This is a genomic window from Nocardia brasiliensis IFM 10847 (assembly GCF_000710915.1).
Lineage (GTDB): Bacteria > Actinomycetota > Actinomycetes > Mycobacteriales > Mycobacteriaceae > Nocardia > Nocardia brasiliensis_A.
Genome location: NZ_BAUA01000077.1, coordinates 1 through 19513, shown reverse-complemented (window position 1 = coordinate 19513; position 19513 = coordinate 1). Strand labels below are relative to the sequence as shown.

At 68.4% G+C, this 19513-nt stretch carries 19 protein-coding genes; 10 read left to right on the top strand and 9 right to left on the bottom strand.

Features of this window, described 5'->3' with window-relative positions:
* The first annotated feature begins 94 nt into the window (after positions 1-94).
* Together NBRGI_RS16465 and nudC are read left to right on the top strand one after the other, a co-directional pair.
* A complete protein-coding gene (locus tag NBRGI_RS16465) occupies positions 95-1150 on the top strand; it encodes a potassium channel family protein (protein WP_029897246.1) in 1056 nt (351 codons plus the stop codon).
* Between the two features lie 34 nt (positions 1151-1184).
* Positions 1185-2102 (top strand): NAD(+) diphosphatase, encoded by a 918-nt coding sequence (gene nudC / locus NBRGI_RS16460; RefSeq protein ID WP_029897244.1) that lies wholly within the window; start codon positions 1185-1187, stop codon positions 2100-2102.
* A 57-nt stretch (positions 2103-2159) separates the two neighbouring features.
* On the opposite strand, the gene NBRGI_RS16455 is transcribed toward nudC, so the two are convergent.
* The gene (locus NBRGI_RS16455) at positions 2160-2390 is read right to left on the bottom strand and encodes a mycoredoxin (protein WP_029897242.1); all 231 of its coding nucleotides are present in this window, start codon (positions 2388-2390) and stop codon (positions 2160-2162) included.
* 118 nt (positions 2391-2508) lie between these two features.
* Between NBRGI_RS16455 and NBRGI_RS16450 the strand changes: the two genes are divergently transcribed.
* Genes NBRGI_RS16450 through NBRGI_RS16440 form a run of 3 tightly spaced genes read left to right on the top strand, consistent with a single transcriptional unit; the run spans position 2509 to position 3820 of the window.
* Positions 2509-2931 (top strand): SRPBCC family protein, encoded by a 423-nt coding sequence (locus tag NBRGI_RS16450; RefSeq protein ID WP_029897240.1) that lies wholly within the window; start codon positions 2509-2511, stop codon positions 2929-2931.
* Positions 2928-3371 carry an EVE domain-containing protein gene (locus NBRGI_RS16445; protein ID WP_029897238.1) on the top strand — a complete coding sequence of 148 codons (444 nt, stop codon included), beginning with the start codon at positions 2928-2930 and terminating at the stop codon, positions 3369-3371. Before NBRGI_RS16450 ends, NBRGI_RS16445 begins: the two co-directional genes overlap by 4 nt.
* A complete protein-coding gene (locus tag NBRGI_RS16440) occupies positions 3368-3820 on the top strand; it encodes a MarR family winged helix-turn-helix transcriptional regulator (RefSeq protein ID WP_029897235.1) in 453 nt (150 codons plus the stop codon). Before NBRGI_RS16445 ends, NBRGI_RS16440 begins: the two co-directional genes overlap by 4 nt.
* Positions 3821-3825: 5 nt before the next feature.
* Here the strand turns inward: NBRGI_RS16440 and NBRGI_RS16435 are convergent, their stop codons facing one another.
* Positions 3826-5085 carry a low temperature requirement protein A gene (locus tag NBRGI_RS16435; protein ID WP_029897233.1) on the bottom strand — a complete coding sequence of 420 codons (1260 nt, stop codon included), beginning with the start codon at positions 5083-5085 and terminating at the stop codon, positions 3826-3828.
* A gap of 51 nt (positions 5086-5136) precedes the next feature.
* Here NBRGI_RS16435 and NBRGI_RS16430 point away from each other — a divergent pair, with 51 nt between their 5' ends.
* The 3 genes from NBRGI_RS16430 (at position 5137) to NBRGI_RS16425 (ending at position 8229) form a co-directional block, all read left to right on the top strand.
* Positions 5137-7311 (top strand): ATP-dependent DNA helicase UvrD2, encoded by a 2175-nt coding sequence (locus NBRGI_RS16430; protein WP_200882182.1) that lies wholly within the window; start codon positions 5137-5139, stop codon positions 7309-7311.
* Positions 7312-7422: 111 nt separating this feature from the next.
* Positions 7423-7767 carry a hypothetical protein gene (locus NBRGI_RS47480; protein ID WP_148310848.1) on the top strand — a complete coding sequence of 115 codons (345 nt, stop codon included), beginning with the start codon at positions 7423-7425 and terminating at the stop codon, positions 7765-7767.
* Between the two features lie 141 nt (positions 7768-7908).
* Positions 7909-8229 carry a WhiB family transcriptional regulator gene (locus NBRGI_RS16425; protein ID WP_014987725.1) on the top strand — a complete coding sequence of 107 codons (321 nt, stop codon included), beginning with the start codon at positions 7909-7911 and terminating at the stop codon, positions 8227-8229.
* Positions 8230-8377: 148 nt separating this feature from the next.
* On the opposite strand, the gene NBRGI_RS16420 is transcribed toward NBRGI_RS16425, so the two are convergent.
* The 5 genes from NBRGI_RS16420 to NBRGI_RS16400 all read right to left on the bottom strand — a co-directional run bounded on the left by NBRGI_RS16420 (position 8378) and on the right by NBRGI_RS16400 (position 13469).
* Positions 8378-8983, bottom strand: a complete 606-nt coding sequence (locus NBRGI_RS16420) for a helix-turn-helix domain-containing protein (RefSeq protein ID WP_051727832.1) — start codon at positions 8981-8983, stop codon at positions 8378-8380.
* A gap of 94 nt (positions 8984-9077) precedes the next feature.
* Positions 9078-9488: a subtilase-type protease inhibitor gene (locus NBRGI_RS16415; RefSeq protein WP_029897225.1), complete on the bottom strand. Its 411-nt coding sequence runs from the start codon at positions 9486-9488 to the stop codon at positions 9078-9080.
* Positions 9489-9593: 105 nt separating this feature from the next.
* Positions 9594-10937 (bottom strand): ABC1 kinase family protein, encoded by a 1344-nt coding sequence (locus tag NBRGI_RS16410; protein WP_029897223.1) that lies wholly within the window; start codon positions 10935-10937, stop codon positions 9594-9596.
* A gap of 154 nt (positions 10938-11091) precedes the next feature.
* Entirely contained in the window at positions 11092-11955 is an 864-nt protein-coding gene (locus NBRGI_RS16405) for a TOMM precursor leader peptide-binding protein (protein ID WP_029897221.1), read from the bottom strand.
* An 86-nt stretch (positions 11956-12041) separates the two neighbouring features.
* Positions 12042-13469 (bottom strand): zinc-dependent metalloprotease, encoded by a 1428-nt coding sequence (locus NBRGI_RS16400; protein ID WP_029897219.1) that lies wholly within the window; start codon positions 13467-13469, stop codon positions 12042-12044.
* Positions 13470-13595: 126 nt separating this feature from the next.
* On the opposite strand from NBRGI_RS16400, the gene NBRGI_RS16395 reads away from it, so the two are divergent.
* Positions 13596-14621 (top strand): YlbL family protein, encoded by a 1026-nt coding sequence (locus NBRGI_RS16395; RefSeq protein WP_200882181.1) that lies wholly within the window; start codon positions 13596-13598, stop codon positions 14619-14621.
* Positions 14622-14628: 7 nt separating this feature from the next.
* Here the strand turns inward: NBRGI_RS16395 and NBRGI_RS16390 are convergent, their stop codons facing one another.
* On the bottom strand, positions 14629-15222 hold the full coding sequence (locus NBRGI_RS16390; protein ID WP_029897215.1) for a PPA1309 family protein: 594 nt from the start codon (positions 15220-15222) through the stop codon (positions 14629-14631).
* On the opposite strand from NBRGI_RS16390, the gene NBRGI_RS43870 reads away from it, so the two are divergent.
* Positions 15193-18390 carry a UPF0182 family protein gene (locus tag NBRGI_RS43870; RefSeq protein WP_370627771.1) on the top strand — a complete coding sequence of 1066 codons (3198 nt, stop codon included), beginning with the start codon at positions 15193-15195 and terminating at the stop codon, positions 18388-18390. The two genes, NBRGI_RS16390 and NBRGI_RS43870, sit on opposite strands and share 30 nt — an antisense overlap.
* Positions 18391-18470: 80 nt before the next feature.
* On the opposite strand, the gene NBRGI_RS16380 is transcribed toward NBRGI_RS43870, so the two are convergent.
* Positions 18471-19028 carry a transglycosylase family protein gene (locus NBRGI_RS16380; protein ID WP_029897213.1) on the bottom strand — a complete coding sequence of 186 codons (558 nt, stop codon included), beginning with the start codon at positions 19026-19028 and terminating at the stop codon, positions 18471-18473.
* Between the last annotated feature and the right edge of the window lie 485 nt (positions 19029-19513).

Below are 19513 nucleotides of genomic sequence, written 5' to 3'. Positions count from 1 at the left end.
GGCCGGGTATACCAGGTAGGCTCCCGTGCTGTGCCGGAGGGACAAACGATGCCGGGGACGATCGACCCGATGAGTATCAGGGCGGGAGCGTCCATTGTTCGGTGATCGTGCGCGCACCCTCGGGCTGTCGAATCGCCCGCACTTCGCGCTGGTAGGCGTCCTGCGCATCCCGGAAGTGCAGACCAGTCCGTGGATTTCGCTGTCCAGGCGGGTGCTGTTCGCCATCTTCCTGCTGTTCGCGGCCGCGCTGGTGGTGTACATCGGCCGCGATGGCTACCGCGACAATTCGGGCGACCCGCTGTCGTTCCTGGACGCGTTCTATTACGCGACGGTGTCGCTGTCCACCACCGGTTACGGCGATATCGCGCCGGTGACGCCGGACGCGCGCCTGGCCAACATCATCATCATCACCCCGCTGCGCGTGCTGTTCCTGATCGTGCTCGTCGGTACCACCCTCGGCGTGCTGACGGAACGGTCCCGGCAGGCGTTCAAGATTCAGCGATGGAGGCACAGCGTGCGCAATCACACCGTGGTCGTCGGCTACGGCACCAAGGGACGGACCGCGATCGATGCCATGCTCGGCGACGGCGTGCAGCCCGCCGATATCGTCGTGGTCGACACCGACATGGTCGCGCTGGAGCAGGCCGCGAACGCGGGCCTGGTGACCGTGCACGGCTCGGCGACCCAATCCGATGTGCAGCGGCTGGCCGGCGTGCACAACGCCGCGTCGGTGGTGGTCGCGACCAATCGGGACGACACCGCCGTGCTGGTCACGCTGACCGCGCGGGAACTCACCAAGAGCGCCAAGATCGTGGTCTCGATCCGCGAGGCGGAGAACACCCACCTGGTGCGCCAGTCCGGCGCCGACTCGGTGGTGGTGTCCTCGGAGACCGCGGGCCGGCTGCTCGGCATCGCGACCACCACACCGTCGGTGGTCGAGATGATGGAGGACCTGCTCACCCCGGAGGAGGGTTTCGCGATCGCCGAGCGCGACGTGGAACCGTCGGAAACCGGCGGCTCACCGCGGCATCTCAGCGATATCGTGCTCGGTGTGGTGCGCGGCGGAGTGCTGGTCCGGGTCGGCGAGCCGGACGTGGACTCGCTCGAGGCCGGGGACAAGCTGCTCTACATCCGGCGCACGACCAAGTAGGACCAGCCGAGGCGCGGCGCGATAGTGTCGAGGGGTGCCGGCCTTTCAGCTCAATAATGTTCCGCTGCTGTCCCGTTCCGTGCTCGATCGCGCCGAGGAGACCAGAGCCGACGCGCAGGCCCTGCTCGCGGGCTGGCAGGACGCCAAGCTGCTGCGGGTGAACCAGCGCGGCCAGGTCCGTTTCGAGGACGGGGCGCTCGTTCTGGACAAGGCGATCGAGCTGTCGCCCGAGCCGAGCCCCGACGCGGTGTTCCTCGGCATCGACAACGGCGTGCACCTGTGGGCGGTGCGGGATCGGGAACTGAGTGGATCGCTGACCGACCTGCGCGCCATGGCGAGCACCGTCGACGACCTCACCGCCGCCCTGCTCTCCACCGCCGCCGCCCTGCTGAACTGGCATGACAAGGCCGCCTTCAACAGCGCCGACGGCACCGCGACCACCTCGGCCAAGGCGGGCTGGTCGCGGATCACCGAGAGCGGTTACGAGGAGTTCCCGCGCATCGATCCCGCGGTGATCTGCCTGATCCACGACGGCGCGGACCGGGTGCTGCTCGCGCGTCAGCAGAGCTGGCCGCCCACGTTGTTCTCGCTGCTCGCCGGATTCGTCGAGGCGGGCGAATCGCTGGAGCGCTGCGTCGAGCGGGAGGTGAAGGAGGAGGTCGGCCTCGATGTGCGCGACATCCACTACCTCGGCAGTCAGCCGTGGCCGTTCCCGCGTTCGCTGATGCTCGGTTTCGCCGCGGTCGCCGATCCGGATCAGCCCCTGGTGTTCTCCGACGGCGAGATCGCCGAGGCCTACTGGTTCAGCCGCGACGAAGTGCGCGAGGCGCTGATCGTCGGCGACTGGTCCGCGCAGGGGTCGGGTGCGCGGCTGTTGCTGCCGGGGTCGATCTCGATCGCCAGGACCATCACCGAATCCTGGGCCGGGCTGGGCGACGAACCGACGGCATGACACCGCGGCGGACCAGCAGGGTCCGCGCGGGCGAAACGATCGGATCGAGGCGTTCGGTCAGGCGAGTGTGGCGAGCGCCTGCTTGACGGCGGCCAGCGACGGGTTGGTCGCCGTGGAACCGTCCGCGAACTTCACGGTCGGCACCACGTGGTTGCCGCCGTTCACGCTGCCGACGAATTCGGCCGACGCCGGATCCTGCTCGATATCGATCTCGACGTAGGTGATCCCGGCCTCGTCCAGCTGCGTCTTCAGCCTGCGGCAGTAGCCGCACCAGGTGGTCGAGTACATCGTCAAGTCGGGCGTCGCATCAGTCACGGACCTTTCAACGCCGGACGGCCCGTCGCTGTTCCACTGCCGTACTCGGGAAGGTGTTGCGTCGGATTTAGTATGCGCGCATACTAAATCAATGACCCTCCTCGCCACCGCGACGGCCCGCTCGACCGCCGCCCCCGCTGTCTTCTTCGCGCGCTGGGCCGACACGGCCACCTGGCCGGAGTGGAACACCGACACCGAGTGGGTTCGGCTCGACGGTCCGTTCACCCAGGGGGCGACCGGAACGCTGAAACCCAAGGGCGGCCCGAAGGTGCGCTTCGTCGTCGAACGATTGACCGACACCGAATTCGTCGACGTGTCCCGGCTGCTCGGCGCGACATTGACGTTCGCGCACGCTGTTTCGGTGGTCGACGGACACACCGTCGTGCGCGTGACCGTCTCGATCGACGGGCCACTGCGGCGGCTCTGGCTCGCCATCCTGGGTAGTGGCCTCACGAGATCGGTGCAACCCGATCTGGACGCGTTGGTCGCGGTCGCCGAGCGAGTGCGGGCATGACCAGGTACTGGCTCAACGTCGTCGCCAAAGAGCACGTCCTGCGCGGCGTCGAGCTCGGCATCACGCAGGCCGACCACGGCAAGCGCGCCGCGGTCGAACGGATGCAGCCCGGAGATGGACTCATCTATTACTCGCCCCGCACCGGGATCCGCAGCGGTGCGCCCGTGCGCGCGTTCACCGCGATCGGCACCGTCGACGAGCGTCCCGTCTGGCAGGCCGAACCGGCCGAGCTGCCCGGCGGCGGCTGCTTCCGGCCGTGGCGGCGGTCGATCAGCTATCGGGTCGACGCCAAGGAAACGGCGATCGATGACCTACGCGGTGAGCTGGACCTCACCAGTACCCCGAACTGGGGAATGGTGTTGCGGCGCGGACTGATCGAACTCTGCGCACACGACCACGCCGTGATCGCGCGGGCCATGACGAGCGAGTGCGGCCGATGACCGACGCGAGCCTGCGGACCGAGTTCGCGCGCGCGGACGACAGTCCCGGGTTGCTGCTCTGGCAGGTGACCAACCGCTGGCAGGCGGCGCAACGCGCGGCCTTGGCGCCGTTCGATCTCACGCACGTGCAGTTCGTGCTGCTGGCCGCGCTCACCTACTTCGCGAGCGATGACGAGCCGCTCATGCAGCGCGACCTGGCCGAGCACGCTGCCACCGACCCGATGATGACCTCCCAGGTGTTGCGCGCGCTCGAACAGAAGGGACTGGTCGAGCGGCGCGCGCATCCGAGCGATCGACGGGCGAAATCCTTGGCGCCCACCGCGGTCGGGGTGGCGCTGGCGAACCGGGCGATCGTCGCGGTGGAGGACTGCGATCGCGAGTTCTTCGGCCTGCTGGGCGCGCGGACCCGGCCGTTCGCCGCCGACCTGCGCACCCTGCGGGACCGGTGAACCGGCTAGAGCACCTCGTCGATGCCGAGACCGTGATGGGGGTGCCGACGCGGGCGATCCGGGCCGGAACCCTTGCGCCACTTGCCGTCCGCACGGGTCTGCCACAGCACCGCCCAGAGGAACAGCGCCGCGACGCCGTACACCAGCCCGAGCGCGCCGAGGTGGGGGCCGAACACGCCGAGCATCAGCGCCAGTACCGCGCCGGGCAGCGGCCAGGTGCACACCCAGCGCCACCCGGCGGCGCTGTGCGCGCCCCCGATCGCGACGATCACGAAATACGCTGCCGCGCCGCCGCACAGCGCCCAGCCGATCCCGGTCGACACGTGACCTTCCGCGTGTTCCACGGCGAGTCCGAGGCCGGCCGTGATGGTGGCGATCGCGCCGGTGATCCAGCAGTGCATGGCCATGACGTACTGCCTGGGCATCGTGTGGTCCGGATCGTCGCCGGTCATCAACCGCGGCACGAAGCCGTACAACAGCGTCAGCGCCCAGAGACTGACCAGGATCACGAACGCGCCGAACCCGAGGGCGAGCACCCGTGCGTGCCAGATGACGTCGCCGACCGCCGCGATCACCGCGATGAAGCCCTCCCCGAGCACGATGATCACGTACAGGCCGAGCCGCTCGCCGAGATGCGCGGCATCGGTGTGCACCGCCCGGACCTTCGGCGGCTCCACGTCGCGGAATCGACGTGAGCGGCGGAACCTGCGGTCGATGGCCTCCTGTGCGCCCGCCACCATCCGTTCGCCGTTGATCGCGAACATCAACCACATGTCCAGCCCCAGGCCGACTGCCCACAGCCAGTACTTCCACGGTTCGGGCACCCACAGCGAGACGATCCACGGCAGCACGCCGACGGTCAGCTGCGCGATCGGCCAGTCGACCAGATAGGCGCCCCGACCCCAGATCCGCGCGGCGACGAAGCGCACGAGGACGTAGACCGCGGCGAACGTGGTCGCGTGCCGGTCCGGTATCCCGGCCACCGCGCTCGCCATCACGCCGAGGCCGAGCATCGTCGTGAGCATCAGCGCAATCCTGGTGCGGTCGCGGGCGATGTTGCCGTACAGCATCATGCACGCCCACGCGGTCCAGAAGGCCAGGTAGAGCAGGACATACAGGGCGAAATCGGACAGCGACGGGCCGCGATGCAGCAGATGGGTGAGCTGGCCGATGCCCGCGACCGCGACCAGGTCGAAGAACAGCTCCATCCAGGTTGCGTGCCGGTCGGTCGGGCGGGCGTCAGCTGACGGCGTGTCGTGTGCCACGAGCCGACAGTATTGGTTACGCCGCGTGAGTTGTCGGCGGGCACTGTCATGATGGGTGCCGTGTCGCCAACCAGCACGCACCAAACCGCCGGCCCAGCGCTGGATGCCCTCGACCCCGAACAGGCCGCCGCGGTGCGGGCTCCCCGGGGTCCGGTGTGCGTGCTCGCGGGGGCGGGCACCGGCAAGACCAGAACCATCACCCACCGCATCGCACACCTGGTGTCGGCCGGGCACGTGAAGGCCGACCAGGTGCTCGCCGTGACGTTCACCGCTCGCGCGGCGGGCGAACTCCGCGGTCGGCTGCGGGCGCTCGGCCTGGGCGGTGACGCGAACCAGGTGCAGGCGCGTACCTTCCACGCGGCCGCGCTGCGCCAGCTCAAGTACTTCTGGCCGCAGGTGGTCGGCGACGTGCCGTGGCGGCTGATCGATGGCAAGTTCCCGATCGTCGCGCAGGCGGCGAACCGGGCCGGGCTCTCCTCGGCCACCGACAGCGTCCGCGACCTGCTCAGCGAGATCGAATGGGCGAAGGCCTCGCTCATCGCGCCCGAGGACTATCCCGCGGCGGCGGCCAGGCAGCGGCGCGAGCCGCCCTACGACGCGCTGCGTGTGGCCGAGGTCTACGCGGGCTACGAGAAACTCAAGGCCACCCCCGATGGCCTGCTGCTCGACTTCGACGACCTGCTGCTGCACACCGCGGCGGCGCTCGAGGACTATCCGGCGGTGGCCGACGAGTTCCGTGGCCGCTACCGCAGTTTCGTGGTCGACGAATATCAGGACGTCACCCCGCTGCAGCAGCGGGTGCTCGACGCCTGGCTCGGCGACCGCGACGACCTGACGGTGGTCGGCGACGCCAACCAGACGATCTACTCGTTCACCGGGGCCACGCCGAGCTATCTGCTCGACTTCTCCCGCCGCTTCCCCGACGCCACGGTGATCCGGCTGGAACGCGACTATCGCTCCACCCCGCAGGTGGTCTCGCTGGCCAACCGGGTGATCGGGGTGGCGCGCGGGCGCATCGCGGGCACCCGGCTGCAGCTCATCGGCCAGCGGCCGGACGGCCCGGAACCGGTCTTCGCCGAATACGACGACGGCCCCGCGGAGGCGAGCGCCGTCGGCAAATCGATCAAGCGACTCATCGAAGCGGGCACACCCGCCGCCGAGATCGCCGTGCTGTATCGGATCAACGCCCAGTCCGAGAGTTACGAGCAGGCGCTCACCGAACTCGGCATCCCTTACCAAGTGCGCGGCGGTGAAGGCTTCTTCTCGCGTCCCGAGGTGCGACAGGCCGTCACGGTGTTGCGCCAGGCGGCGGCCCGCGACGATTTGCCCGCGGCCTCGCGCAGCGGCGCGGCACTGGTCACGCTGGTGCGCGCGGTGCTCGCGCCGGTCGGGCTCACCGCGACCGAACCCGCGGGCGCGCAGGCGAGAGAGAAATGGTCGTCCCTGGTCGCGCTGGTCCGGCTCACCGAGGAACTGGTCGATCACGACGACGAGCTGGACCTGCCCGGCCTGCTGCGAGAGCTGGCGGCGCGCGCGGAGGCCAGGCACCCACCGACCGTGCAGGGGGTCACGCTCGCGTCGTTGCATGCCGCGAAGGGCCTGGAGTGGGACGCGGTCTTCCTGGTCGGCCTCGCCGACGGCACGATGCCGATCGCGCATGTGCTGGAGAGCGACGGCAAGGTCGCCGACGAGGCCGCCCTCGAAGAGGAACGGCGGCTGCTCTACGTCGGCGTGACCAGGGCGCGGGAACATCTGCAACTGTCCTGGGCGCTGGCGTGGGGCGAGGGGAAGCGGCGCACCAGGCGGCGTTCCCGGTTCCTGAACGGCCTGGTGCCCGACGATTCCCCGGCCTCGCGGATCGCCGCGCCGGTCACCGAGAGCGCCGGCAAAGGCGTGCGTCCGACCTGCCGGGTCTGCGCGAAGCCGCTCATCGGCACCTATGCGACTATGCTCGGCCGCTGTCGTCGATGCCCGGCAGAACTCGATGCCGAGCTGCTGGTCGCTCTGCAGGAGTGGCGGGCGGAGAAGGCGCAGACGTTGCGGGTGCGGGAGTTCGTGGTGTTCACCGACACCACCCTCACCGCGATCGCCGAACAACTCCCAGGTGACGACGCTGCGCTGGCCTCGATCGCCGGGATCGGCGCGAAGAAGCTCGAGCAGTACGGGGCGGAGGTGCTCGCGATCATCGCGTCGCGGCTGCGCGCAAGACCCCAAAACCGCAGGTAGAAAATAGGTTGTGCGCTTCGGCGCACTTGCCTATGGTGGGTTTTACGCACCGGGAGGTCATCCCGGCGCGGCCAGTCAACAGGACACAGCGAGATTAGGAGGGAGGCAGACATGAACATCACATTCTTCAGCGGCAGCGACGTTGCGGTGAATTCACCCATGTCCGCCTCCCGGGGGATCCTCGCCTTGCAGGGGATCGGTCTGTCCGAAATTCGTGGCGCATTCGGCGCGCAAGCACATCTCGCTGAGATGCATGACGCCGTCTGCACCACCCGTATTCAGGACGGACCCAACGCGGGTAGCTGGCACAAGTCTGTCTTCAAGAAGGCAGACAACGTCGTCGTCATCGCAGCAGAAGCCGGCTATGAGCCGGCGGATCTGCAGGCAACGCGCCTCCGCCCCGCACACCCAGCGATCGTGATCAGGACTCGACAGAGATGTCGAATACCTAGGTAGGGAAAGCTCCCTCCCAGACCTCCTGGCCACGGATCGCACGAAGCGAAACCGTGGCCAATCTTTTTCGGCCCTTCAGCCGCCCGGCCTCGGTTTCGCGGAAACAACGAAACGAACCGCTGCAACGAGCTGAAGGAGAACGACGTGTTCACCGCCCAGGAATGGCCACAAGCCACTACTGACGTGACATGCCGAACCGTGGCCACGACTACCCGGGCCAGGGAGGTCAAGGACGTGCCGTGCCGAGCTGGAGACCCCGATCTCTGGTTCGCCGAGAGCCCGGTCCAACTGGAGCAGGCCAAGGCGCTGTGCGCTTCTTGCCCGATCCGCAAGGGCTGCCTGACGGCCGCCATGGATCGGCGTGAGCCGTGGGGTGTTTGGGGAGGCGAGATCTTCGAACAGGGTGTCGTCATCGCCCGTAAGCGCCCGCGCGGTCGTCCGCGCAAGGTCGCGGTCCCGGCATGAATCCGGGAGTGACTTCCCTCCCTCCGGTCGATGTGCTCGATTCGGTTGGTCCTGACACGGGCCGAGCCAACGAACGAGAAAGCAGACGAACCGCCCGCCGTTGCCCGGTGGGCGGCTCGTTTGCGTTGTGCTGCAGTGGTTTCGGGGGTCAGGTTCGCCGGGGCCGGTTCGGTGCCCGGCGGACCGCCAGCCCGTCGGCAACGGCGAGCACGAGTGTCGTGGTGTCCTCGGTGTGCGCCCACCAGCGGTGGCGCACGCCCGCCGCGCAGTAGAAGGCGTCTCCGGTGGACAGCGTCAACTCCTCGCCGTCGGCGACCAGCGTGATGGTCCCGGAGACCACGTAGATCAATTCATCGTTCTGATGGGTGAATTCGCGCCCGCCCCGGCCGGTTCCGCCGGTGAATTCCAGCGCTCGCAGATCTCGGGCGCCGTGCACCAGCGACCGCACCGAGCCGTCGTTGTCGGTCTGAGCTTGTTCCAGAGCGCCGTCCCCGGCGCGCACCAGCACCGCGCCCGGCGCGTTGTCCGCGGCCGCGAGCAGTTCGGTGGCGGTGGTGCCGAGCGCGTCGGCGATGCGTTGCAGCGAGCGCAGGCTGGTGTTGGTGCGCCCGTTCTCCAATTGACTCAGAAACGATTGCGACAGTTCCGTTTTCGCGGACATGGTGGCCAGCGTCAGCCGCGCGGCGCGTCTGCGGTCGTGCACGACATCGCCGAGCCCGGCCCATCTGGCCGGGTCGCCGCTCCCGTTCCGCACCACTCCAGCCTTTCTGCTTCGCTGTGCACATTGTCGGCTGTACGGCATAGAACGCGCGTGTTTGCGTCACGGTGATCGCAACGCTTCCCGCGCGTCAGAAGTTGAAGACGGCGACCGTCGTCGCCTGCAACACGCACATGTTGGAGAAGACGCCGTGATCACTGACCGGTGCACCGCGCCAGACGCCGTCGATGGTGGCATAGACCGGGTCGAAGTTCTGCGGGCAGCGCGGCGGCACGGTGAAGGCGGCGAGCGCCCGGATATTGCCGTCGGCGTCGGTCAGCGCCCGGCACGCGTCCATCGCGTTCGGATGCGTACCACCGATCGACGGGGCGCAGGTGAGGGTGACGGCGCGGCGTTCGGCGGCGGCGATCGACACCCCGCGGCCCAAGGTCAGCGCCAGCACCGAGGGCGCGTCGTCGGCTGCTGCCGCGACGGTCTGCGGCGATACCAATGGGAACGCCGCGGTGAGCAATAGGACGACGATCCGAATGGTGCAGGACATGACCATCACCCCTCGCCGACGGAGCCGACCCGACCGGATGAGGTTATCCGACGGCTCGTGCCCCGCCTGGGAACTCAGGTCACGCGGGCCGGGTCGTCCGGCAGGTCAGCTGGCCGTGCGCTCCGCGCTGAAACCGGGCATCCAGGTGCGAACCAGTTTCATGAAGGGCAGTTCGGCGTCCAACTGCGCGAGAATGCCCACGGAACCGCCCAGCACCCGGAAGATCATCACGTACTCGGCCGGAAGTTGCAGGGCGCGTGCGGTTTTCATCTCCGCGCTGGAGATGTCGGAGGCCTTGCCCGCCACCCGCTGCATCCAGCGGCGGGTGAAATGGAACGAGTCGGACCGGATCGGATCGGTGAACGGACGCAGGTAGTCCGCGATCTCCTGGTGGGTGACGGTGCGGCCCGGGATGACCCAGCCGTTGTCGTACATCAGGTCGGTGAGTTCTTCGAACCGTTCGTCCACCGCGAGCGCGAGCATCCGGCCGAGGACGGGCGGGAACCCGTTCGGCAGCGGGGCGCAGGCGCCGAAGTCGATGACGGCGAGCTTGCCGTCGCCCAGCATCATGAAGTTGCCGGGGTGCGGGTCGGCGTGCAGCAGCCCAACTGTCGCGGGGGAGGAGAAGTGGAAGCGGCCCATCAGGCCCGCGACCCGATTGCGCAGCGCCCGGCTGCCCTCCGGGTCTTCGGCGCCGGCCTTGATGATCGCCGAGACCGCGGTGCCGTCCAGCCACTCGGTGACGATCACCTTCGGCGCGCTGGCCACCACCTTGGGCACCACGATCTCGGCGTGCCCGTCGAAACCCTTCGCGAAGGCGCGCTGGTTGGTCGCCTCGTTGCGGTAGTCGAGTTCCTCCTCGGTCCGCTCGGTGATCTCGGCGAGGATCGGCTTCACATCGGCGCCGGGGATCACCGACGCGATCAGCCCGGTCATCCTGGACAACGTCTTGAGGTCCGCGCGCAACGCCTCGTCCGCGCCGGGGTACTGCACCTTGACCGCGACGGTCCGCCCGTCCGACCAGACCGCCTTGTGCACCTGGCCGATGCTGGCCGAGGCGGCGGGGGTGTCGTCGAACTCCTGGAATCGTTGCCGCCATTGCGTGCCGAGCTGCTGGTCCAGCACCCGGTGCACGGTGTCGGCGGGCATCGGCGGTGCGGCGGCCTGCAGCTTGGTGAGGGCCTCGCGATAGTGCTCACCGAATTCCTCGGGAACCGCGGCCTCCATCACGCTGAGCGCCTGGCCGAACTTCATCGCACCGCCCTTGAGCTCACCGAGCACGGTGAACAGCTGTTCGGCGGCCTTCTGGTTCAGCTGTGCATTGATCTCGGACTTGTCGCCCCCGGCCAGCTTCTTCCCGAATCCCACGGCCGCGCGCCCGGCGATGCCGAGCGGAATCTTGGCCAACTTGGCGTTGCGGGACGAGCGACGGCGCACGATCTCAGACACCTACCCATCATGGCGGAAGGAGCCGCTACTTAGCCACGGCAATCTTGAATCGACGCCGCCTGTGGTTGTGAGCCCGGTCACGTGAACCTGTATGCAGCATAGCTCGCCCAGGGCCGCCTGGACCATCTCGAAACGCCCTGCGGGGTAACCACCTTCAGGGTTGTTCGCGCAGGTCCACCGTGATTCCGTGACACGAGCACTCGGTGTGCCGCGGCCAGCGCCGCCGGTCGATCAGGTGCGTATCGAGGTCCAGTTCCAGGGTGCTGTCCAAGATCGCCAGCTCCCGCCTGGTCGACATGGCCAGCACCGCTTCGACCTCGCTGACCGCGAGCGCCGCCGTCGCCGCGATCCGGGCCGGCGACGCGTGACCCACCCGGCCGAGCAGCTGCGCGGCCAGATGCGGCCAGTCCGCGTCGTGGTCGGCGCGCAGCAGGTCGGCGCAGCGCAGGCAGCTGGTCGCGCCCGGCAGTACCAGCGGGCCGACCACACCACGCCCGTCGCGGATCCGGACCGGCAGGTGGGCGACACGGTGCAGGCCGAGATCGTCGAGCAGTTGCGGGTCCGGCATCAGCGCGTCGGTCAGCACGACCAGATCGGCGTGCCACGCGGGCACCGGCGGCCCGCTGTAGTCGCGCGAACGGCTCGGCCGCACCCCGAGTTTGCGCAGCCCGGACACGACCGCGTCGGACAGCGGACCGATACCGTGCACCCGCACCGACCGGATCCGGCCGACTCGCTCCTCGGGATGCTCGATCATCCCGGCCGCGTCCAGGACCTCTAGCAGCGCGATCGCATGATCCGGTTCGATGCCGAGTTCGCCTGCCCGCCAGACGATCTGCGGGCGGGTCTGCATGCCGTCGAGCAGGCGCAGAAACGCGAGCACGGCCTTGGCCGCCAGCCCGGCGGCGTCCAGGACCAGGGCGGTCTCCGGATTCCAGCCGAGTTGGACGACACCGGACGGACGGACCAGCACGGTGATGTGCGGATGCAGCAGCGGGCCACGGCGTTGAGCGGTCATGCCGAGCAGTGTGCTCAGCGGGGCCGTTCCCACCCGCGTCGAATCCTGTGGTTATGCACAGGGATTCGCGGTTACCAACAGGACACTCAGGCGGACTGTCCGCCGTCCTTGCCCAGGTCGGGGCCGGGCTCGTCGGTGTCCGGGGTGTCCCCTGCGGCCTTGGCGCGCTCGGCCTGCTCCCGCGCTTCGGTCTCGGCCAGCTGCGCCAGCGGATCGTCGAATGCGGTGGCGCCGCCGCCGATCACCGAATCGATGAAGCCGGCGGGGGAGTCCAGATCGTTCGAATCGGGCAGCAGGTCGGGGTGCGCCCATACGCCGTCGCGCTTCTCCATGCCCGCGTCGCTGGTCAGCCTGCGCCACAGCGCCGCGGCCTCGCGTAACTTGCGCGGGCGCAGTTCGAGCCCGACCAGGGTCGCGAAGGTCTGCTCGGCCGGGCCGCCGGTGGCGCGCCGCCTGCGCAGCGTCTCGGCCAGCGCGCCCGCACCGGGCAGTCGATCGCCGACGGCGTCGGTCACCACGACCTCCACCCAGCCCTCGATCAACGCGAGCAGCGTTTCCAGCCGCTCCAGCGCCTGCTTCTGCTCCGGCGTGGTCTGTGGTTCGAACGCGCCCTGCGCCAGGATCTCCTCGATCTTGGAGGGGTCGGTCAGCGCCATCGGGTCGATACCCTGCGCGGCCTCCTCCAACGCGGAGAAGTCCATCCGGATGCCGCGCGCGTAGTCCTCGACGGCGGCCAGCACCTGCTGGCGCAGCCACGGCACATGCCCGAACAGCCGCTGGTGTGCGGCTTCCCGGGCGGCGAGGAACACCATGATCTCGCTCTCCGGCTGCTCGAGGCCCGCGCTGAACTCCGCGATCGCCGCGGGCAGCAGGGCCGCCGTGCCGGAAGGTCCGAGCGGTAAGCCGATATCGGTGGAGGTCAGCACCTCCTTGGCCAGCTGGCCGAGGGCCTGGCCGAGCTGTGAGCCGAACGCGAGCCCGCCCATCTGTCCGAGCATGCCGACCATCGGGGCGGCGAACTCCTTGGCCTCCTCGGGCAGCGACGCGGTCCACATGCCCGAGATCTGCTGCGCCACCGGGTCGCACAGTCGCTGCCAGGTGCTCAGCGTCTCCTCGATCCAGTCGTTGGCGGTCCACGCGACGGTCTTGGTGGCGCCCGCGGGCAGCGTGGTCGCGCTGTCGAGCCACAGCTCGGCGAGGTGCGCGGCGTCGGTGACGGCACTGGCGGTGCTCGCCGTGACCGGCGTGATGGTCGAACCGAGCTGCTGGCGTGCCAGTCGCTTGGCGACGTCGTAGTTCACCGGCCCGGACTGCCCCGACCCCGGCTGGCCCATGCCACTGAGCATCTGGCCGAGCGAGGTCAGCATCTGCCCGAGCTGCGACGGATCGAACCCGCCGCCCGGCCCGCCCGCACCGAAGCCGAACGGGTTGTTCGACTCGGGACCGCCCGGCTCGTCACCGCGCTTGCGGTCGTCGTCGTCGCGGTTCGAAAATCCGAAGGGGACGTCACTCATATCCCTTACGTTACGCGTGCGGTGCAGGCTGTTGATGTTCGCGCGGCGCGAAATCGAGGACGCGCGGCGACACGGAATGTTCGCCTCCGCCATCCGGGCAGAGCGGCGATCATTACTGTGGTCCAGGTGAATCGTCGGATCCTCACCCTGGTGGCCGCTCTGATCCCGGTGCTCGTGCTCGGCGCGCTCGGTACCGTGCTCACTGTGCCGTTCGTCGCACTCGGTCCCGGCCCCACCTTCAACACCCTCGGCAAGGTCGACGGCAAAGAGGTTGTCGACGTGCGCGGCACCGAGGTGGACCCGACCACGGGCCACCTCAATATGACCACCGTGTCGGTGCGCGACGGGCTGAGCATCTTCGAGGCGTTCGGTTTCTGGGCGAGCGGCAAGCACGGCCTGGTGCCGCGCGCCGAGGTGTACCCGCCCGGGGTTTCGCGCGAGGAGATCGACAAGTCCAACCAGCAGGACTTCAAGGATTCCGAGGGCAACGCCGAGATCGCGGCGCTGCACTTCCTCAACATGCCGACCGTGGTGTTGCTGCGCAAGGTGTCCGAAGACGGCCCTGCCAAGGATCTGCTGAAGGCCGGCGACGAGATCATCAGCATCAACGGCACGCCGATCGCCGCGCCCCAAGACGTGGTCACCGCCGTCGGCGCGCAGAAGCCCGGCGATGTGCTGACCGTGCAGGTGCGTCGCGAGAGCGCCGAACAGACTGTCCAGGTGACGCTCGGCGAGCGCCCGGACGACAAGGCGAAGGGTTACCTCGGCGTCACGCCGGGCGAGGGCGCCCGCCCGCCGCTGCAGGTGGACTTCAACCTCGCCGATATCGGTGGACCGTCGGCCGGTCTGATGTTCAGCCTCGCGCTGATCGACAAGCTGACGCCGGGCGAACTGGACGGCGGAAAGTTCGTCGCGGGCACCGGCACGATCGATGACGGCGGCAAGGTCGGCCCGATCGGCGGCATCCAGTACAAGATGATGGCCGCGCGCGAAGCCGGTGCGGAGACGTTCCTGGTGCCCGCCGCCAACTGCAACGAGGCGCGGCAGCGCACCCCCGAGGGGCTGCGCCTGGTGAAGGTCGAGAACCTCACCGGCGCTGTGCAATCGCTGAACGAGATCAACGCGGGCAAGGAGACGGTCGGCTGCGGCTGACGCCCGGTCACTCCAGCGTGGCGAGCAACGCCTCGATCAGGTTGGGCGCCAGGTTGGGGTAGGTGCGCAGGTCCATGTCGGCGAATTCGTCGGCATCGTCCTCGGGACGCACCTGCAGCAGGCACAGCGACGCACCCTCGCGCAGCACCGCCGCGAACAGCCGGGCCTCGCGGCGATCGGGATGCGCCTCGGCCGCGGCGCGCGCGGCGGCGTCGGCCGCGTCGTGGTCGGCGAGCAACGGCACCAGCGCCGCGTCCAGGGTGGATTCGGCGTCCGGCGGCAGCACCACGATCTCCTGCACGAGCACGCAGCCCCGCACGGCGGGCGGCCAGCTGGTGGTCGCGAGGAACTCGTCCAGCGCCATCGAACCGCCGGTGATGTCGTCCGGGAACGATTCCTGCGCAACGGGAGTCAGCTCCGCGCCCTCGTCGAGCTGCTCGAGCAGTTCGGGCTGCGCGGCGACCAGGTCGGCGGTGGGCACCAGTGCGAACATCTGCGGCGGTCTGCCCCACCCTTCGGCGTCGACGAACTCGGCCACCTCCCGGACGGAACGGGCGAGGACGAGTTCGGCATGCAGATCTGCAGGGGTCACGGGGGACATCAAATCAAACGGGTCGAACACCGCCGCGCCCGCGCGGCCCAAATACTGTCCGATTCCGTAGAGTGGGGCGCGACGGTCCGGAAGGACCACCCGCAACATCGGACTGCGGCGCGCCGTCGGGGCTACTCGGTGCGCGCGCCGCCGGACCTTGGAGAGTGGCATCGTGGGCATGCGGCCCCCCACCGGCTTACCTTCGCTTTCCCGACGCAGCCGGGTGCTGCTGCTGGCGCCATCGCCTCGCGGCGTTGCTGCTGCTCGGGCCCCGNTCACCGACGCCTATCCAACTGGCTGTGGTTCGGCGAAGTCCGTTTCCGCAGCGTATATCTCACCGTCCTGCGGACCAGGGTGCTGCTGTTCCTCGGGATCGCGATCTTCGTCGGTCTGGTGGTCTGGCTGGCACTGCTGCTCGCCTATCGGTCCCGGCCGGTGTTCGTGCCGGTGGCCGGCCCGAACGATCCGATCGCCCGGTATCGCACCACCGTGATGAGCAGGCTGCGGCTGTTCGGCGTCGGCATCCCGGTGCTGCTCGGCCTGCTGTCCGGTCTGGTGGCGCAATCGAATTGGGTCACCGTGCAGCTGTTCCTGAACAGCAGCGAGTTCGGCCAGCAGGATCCGCAGTTCCATCTCGACGTCAGCTTCTACGCCTTCGAGCTGCCGTTCTACCGGATGGTGCTGAACTGGCTGTTCGTCGCGGTGGTCATCGCGTTCTTCGCCAGCCTGGTGACCCACTACGTGTTCGGCGGCCTGCGGCTCAGCGGCCGCGAGGGCACACTGACCCGGGCCGCGCGCATCCAGCTCGCCGTACTCGCCGGGCTTTTCGTGCTGCTCAAGGCGATCGCCTACTGGTTCGATCGGTACGAGCTGCTGATGAGCAGCCGCAAGGAGCCCACCTTCACCGGTGGTTCGTTCACCGATATCAACGCGGTGCTGCCCGCCAAGCTGATCCTGCTGTCCATCGCGGTGATCTGCGCGATCGCCTTCTTCGCCGGCATCGTGCTGCGCGATCTGCGGGTGCCCGCGATGGCCGCGGCCCTGCTCGTGCTGTCCTCGATCCTGGTCGGCGCGGTGTGGCCGCTCGTCGTCGAGCAGTTCTCGGTGCGCCCGAACGCCGCGGACAAGGAAAGCGAATACATCCAGCGCAATATCGCCGCGACCAGGCAGGCGTTCGGCATCACGGACGACAAGATCGAGTACGTGGACTACAAGGGGGAGAGCAACAAGAACCCCGTCAACGTTCCGGTCGACGCCGCGACGATCGGCAACGCCCGCCTGCTCGACCCGAACATCCTCTCGCCCACCTTTACTCAGCTGCGGCAGCTGAAGAACTTCTACGGGTTCCCCGAGGCGCTCGATATCGACCGCTACAACCTCGACGGCGATGTGCAGGACTACATCGTCGCGGCGCGCGAGCTGTCCCCGGCGGCGCTGTCCGGTAACCAGAAGGACTGGATCAACCAGCACACCGTCTACACGCACGGCAACGGTTTCGTCGCCGCGCCGGCCAACCGGGTCAACAAGCCGCAGTCCGAGGATCCGAACGCGACCGGCGGCAGCAGCGACAGCGGCTACCCGATCTTCATGGTCAGCGACCTGTTCACGCCGACCGACAAGCAGCGGATCAAGGTCGACCAGCCGCGCATCTACTACGGCGAGGTGATCTCGCAGGCCAATCCGGACTACGCGATCGTCGGTGCGTCCGAGGGCCAGCGTCCGCGCGAATACGATTCGGACGCAGCGCAGTTCACCTACGACGGCAAGGGCGGCGTGCCGATCGGCAACTGGTTCAACCGGCTCGCCTTCGCCGCCAAGTACGCCGAGCGCAACATCCTCTTCTCCTCGGCCATCGGCCCGGAGTCGAAGATCATCTACAACCGCGCGCCGCGCGAGCGGGTGCAGAAGGTGGCGCCTTGGCTGACCACTGACGGCAATGCCTACCCGGCGGTCGTCGGCGGCCGGATCCAGTGGATCGTCGACGCGTACACCACACTCGACAACTACCCGTACGCGCAGAAGACGTCGCTGGACGGCGCGGTCGAGGACAGCGTGGACAAGAAGACCGGAAGGTTGTTGCCGCGCAAGGAAGTCAGCTACATCCGGAACTCGGTCAAGGCCACCGTCGACGCCTACGACGGCACCGTGACGCTGTACGAGACGGACCCCAGCGATCCGGTGCTCAAGGCGTGGCGCGGGGTGTTCCCCGGCGCGGTGAAACCGATGAGCGATATCTCTCCGGAATTGCGGGCGCATTTCCGTTATCCGGAGGATTTCTTCAAGGTGCAGCGCGAAATGCTGACCAAATATCACGTGGACGATCCGCGAGAGTTCTTCACCAACAACGCATTCTGGTCGGTGCCGAGCGATCCGACGATCGAGGGCGGCGGCTCGTTCAACCAGCCGCCGTACTACGTGCTGCTCGGTGATCCGCAGACGAACAAGCCGACCTTCAACCTGACCAGCGCCATGGTCGGTTACAACCGGCAGTTCCTCTCCGCGTACATCTCGGTGCGTTCGGACCCGGATGGCTACGGCAAGTTCACGATTCGGCGTTTGCCGACGGACACCCAGACCCAGGGTCCGCAGCAGACGCAGAACACGATGACGACCGCGCCCGAGGTCTCACGGGAGCGGACCCTGCTGTCCAACTCGAACAAGATCAAGTACGGCAACCTGCTCACCTTGCCGGTGGCCGACGGCGGCATCCTGTACGTCGAGCCGTTCTACAACGAACGCAACACCGGGCCGAACACCTCGACCTTCCCGCAGTTGCTGCGCGTGCTGGTCAGCTACCGCGACGAGGCGGGCAGCGTGAAGGTCGGTTACGCGTCCACGCTGGCAGAGGCGTTGAACCAGGTGCTGCCCGGCGCGGGTGCGCTGGCCACGCCGTTCGGCGGTGACCCGGCGACCAGGCCGAAACCCGGCACCACCCCGCCGGTCGAAGGCACCACGCCGCCGCCCGGCACCAACACCGGCACGCCGCCGCCACCGCCGCCGGGCGGGGTCACCCCGCCCACCGGTTCGTCGGCGGCCAAGGACGCCGCGGCCGCGGAGCTGAACCGCAAGATCGAGAACGTGCGAAATGCCATGCGCACGGGCAACTTCCAGGACTTCGGCAAGGCGCTGGACGAACTGGACGCCGCGGTGAAGGCCTACCAGGACGCCGGACGCTAGACCGCCCCGGCCGAACACGAGAGCGGCGCTGCCATCCAGATCTGGATGGCAGCGCCGCTCTCGTTGTATGACAACTACTTTCAGCTACCGGCGATCGACTCGATCAGCGGGTTGGTCTGCTGCAGCAGCTGCTGGTACTGATCCTGCAGGCCGTACTGCTTGGCCAGCGCGTCGCCGGCGGACTTGGCCTGCTCGACATAAGCCTTGGTGGTGCCGGGGGCAGGCAGGGCGGGCGCGGCCGGCTCGGGGGCGGGCTCCGGCTCGACCACGGCTTCCGGCTCCGGCGCGGAGGTGCCCGGGCGCAGGTACTGCCCGCACACCGGCCAGGCGCCGACGCCCTGGGTGGCGAGCACGTTCTCGGCGACGCGGATCTGCTCTTCCTTGCTCGCGGTGTGCGCCGAACCCTGGCCGCCGTTGGCCCGCCAGGTGCTCGGCGAGAACTGCAGGCCACCGTAGTAGCCGTTGCCGGTGGCGATCCCCCAGTTGCCACCGCTCTCGCACTGCGCGACACCGTCCCAGTCGTGGGTGGGTGCGGCGGATGCGGTCGCGGTGGAGAATGCGAACGGGACGGCAACAAGAGCGCCGGTGACGGCGGCGAGGCCGAGGGCGCGGGCGTTGAACTTCCGGTTCTCAGTCATGTGTGTTTTCCCTCCCTGCGCCTACCGAGCCCGGCGATCCAGCTGCCGGGTCCCTGCCCCCAGGTCGTCGGGGATCCTCGAACCGCGGGGCAGGGTCGCCGGTATTCGTCGGTTCGAGTTCGAGCCCTTCACGGATGATCCGGGCCGTGAACGCACGGTAACGAAGAAATCTCGGCAGATCACATCTTGATAACACACGAATTGCATGAAGCGAATAACCCGAATATGGTTGTTTACGCAGCTCGCAAACGCCATCAACACGCATTCCGGACGGTCCGTTATAGCAACGTTATGTGTTCGAGATCACTGTTAAATAGTGGTTCAGGTCACGTTTAACCGCTTCGGGCGGGCTGGTTTCGGTGCTGTGGTCGTGGCGAGGCGGTGGCCATGATCGGTCCGGCAGGGAAACGGGGCGGATTTCCCGGGTGGGTCGGAATCGGGTGTGGGCGCCTTTCATGGGTTCCGTTTATGGCCCTGACCAGGCG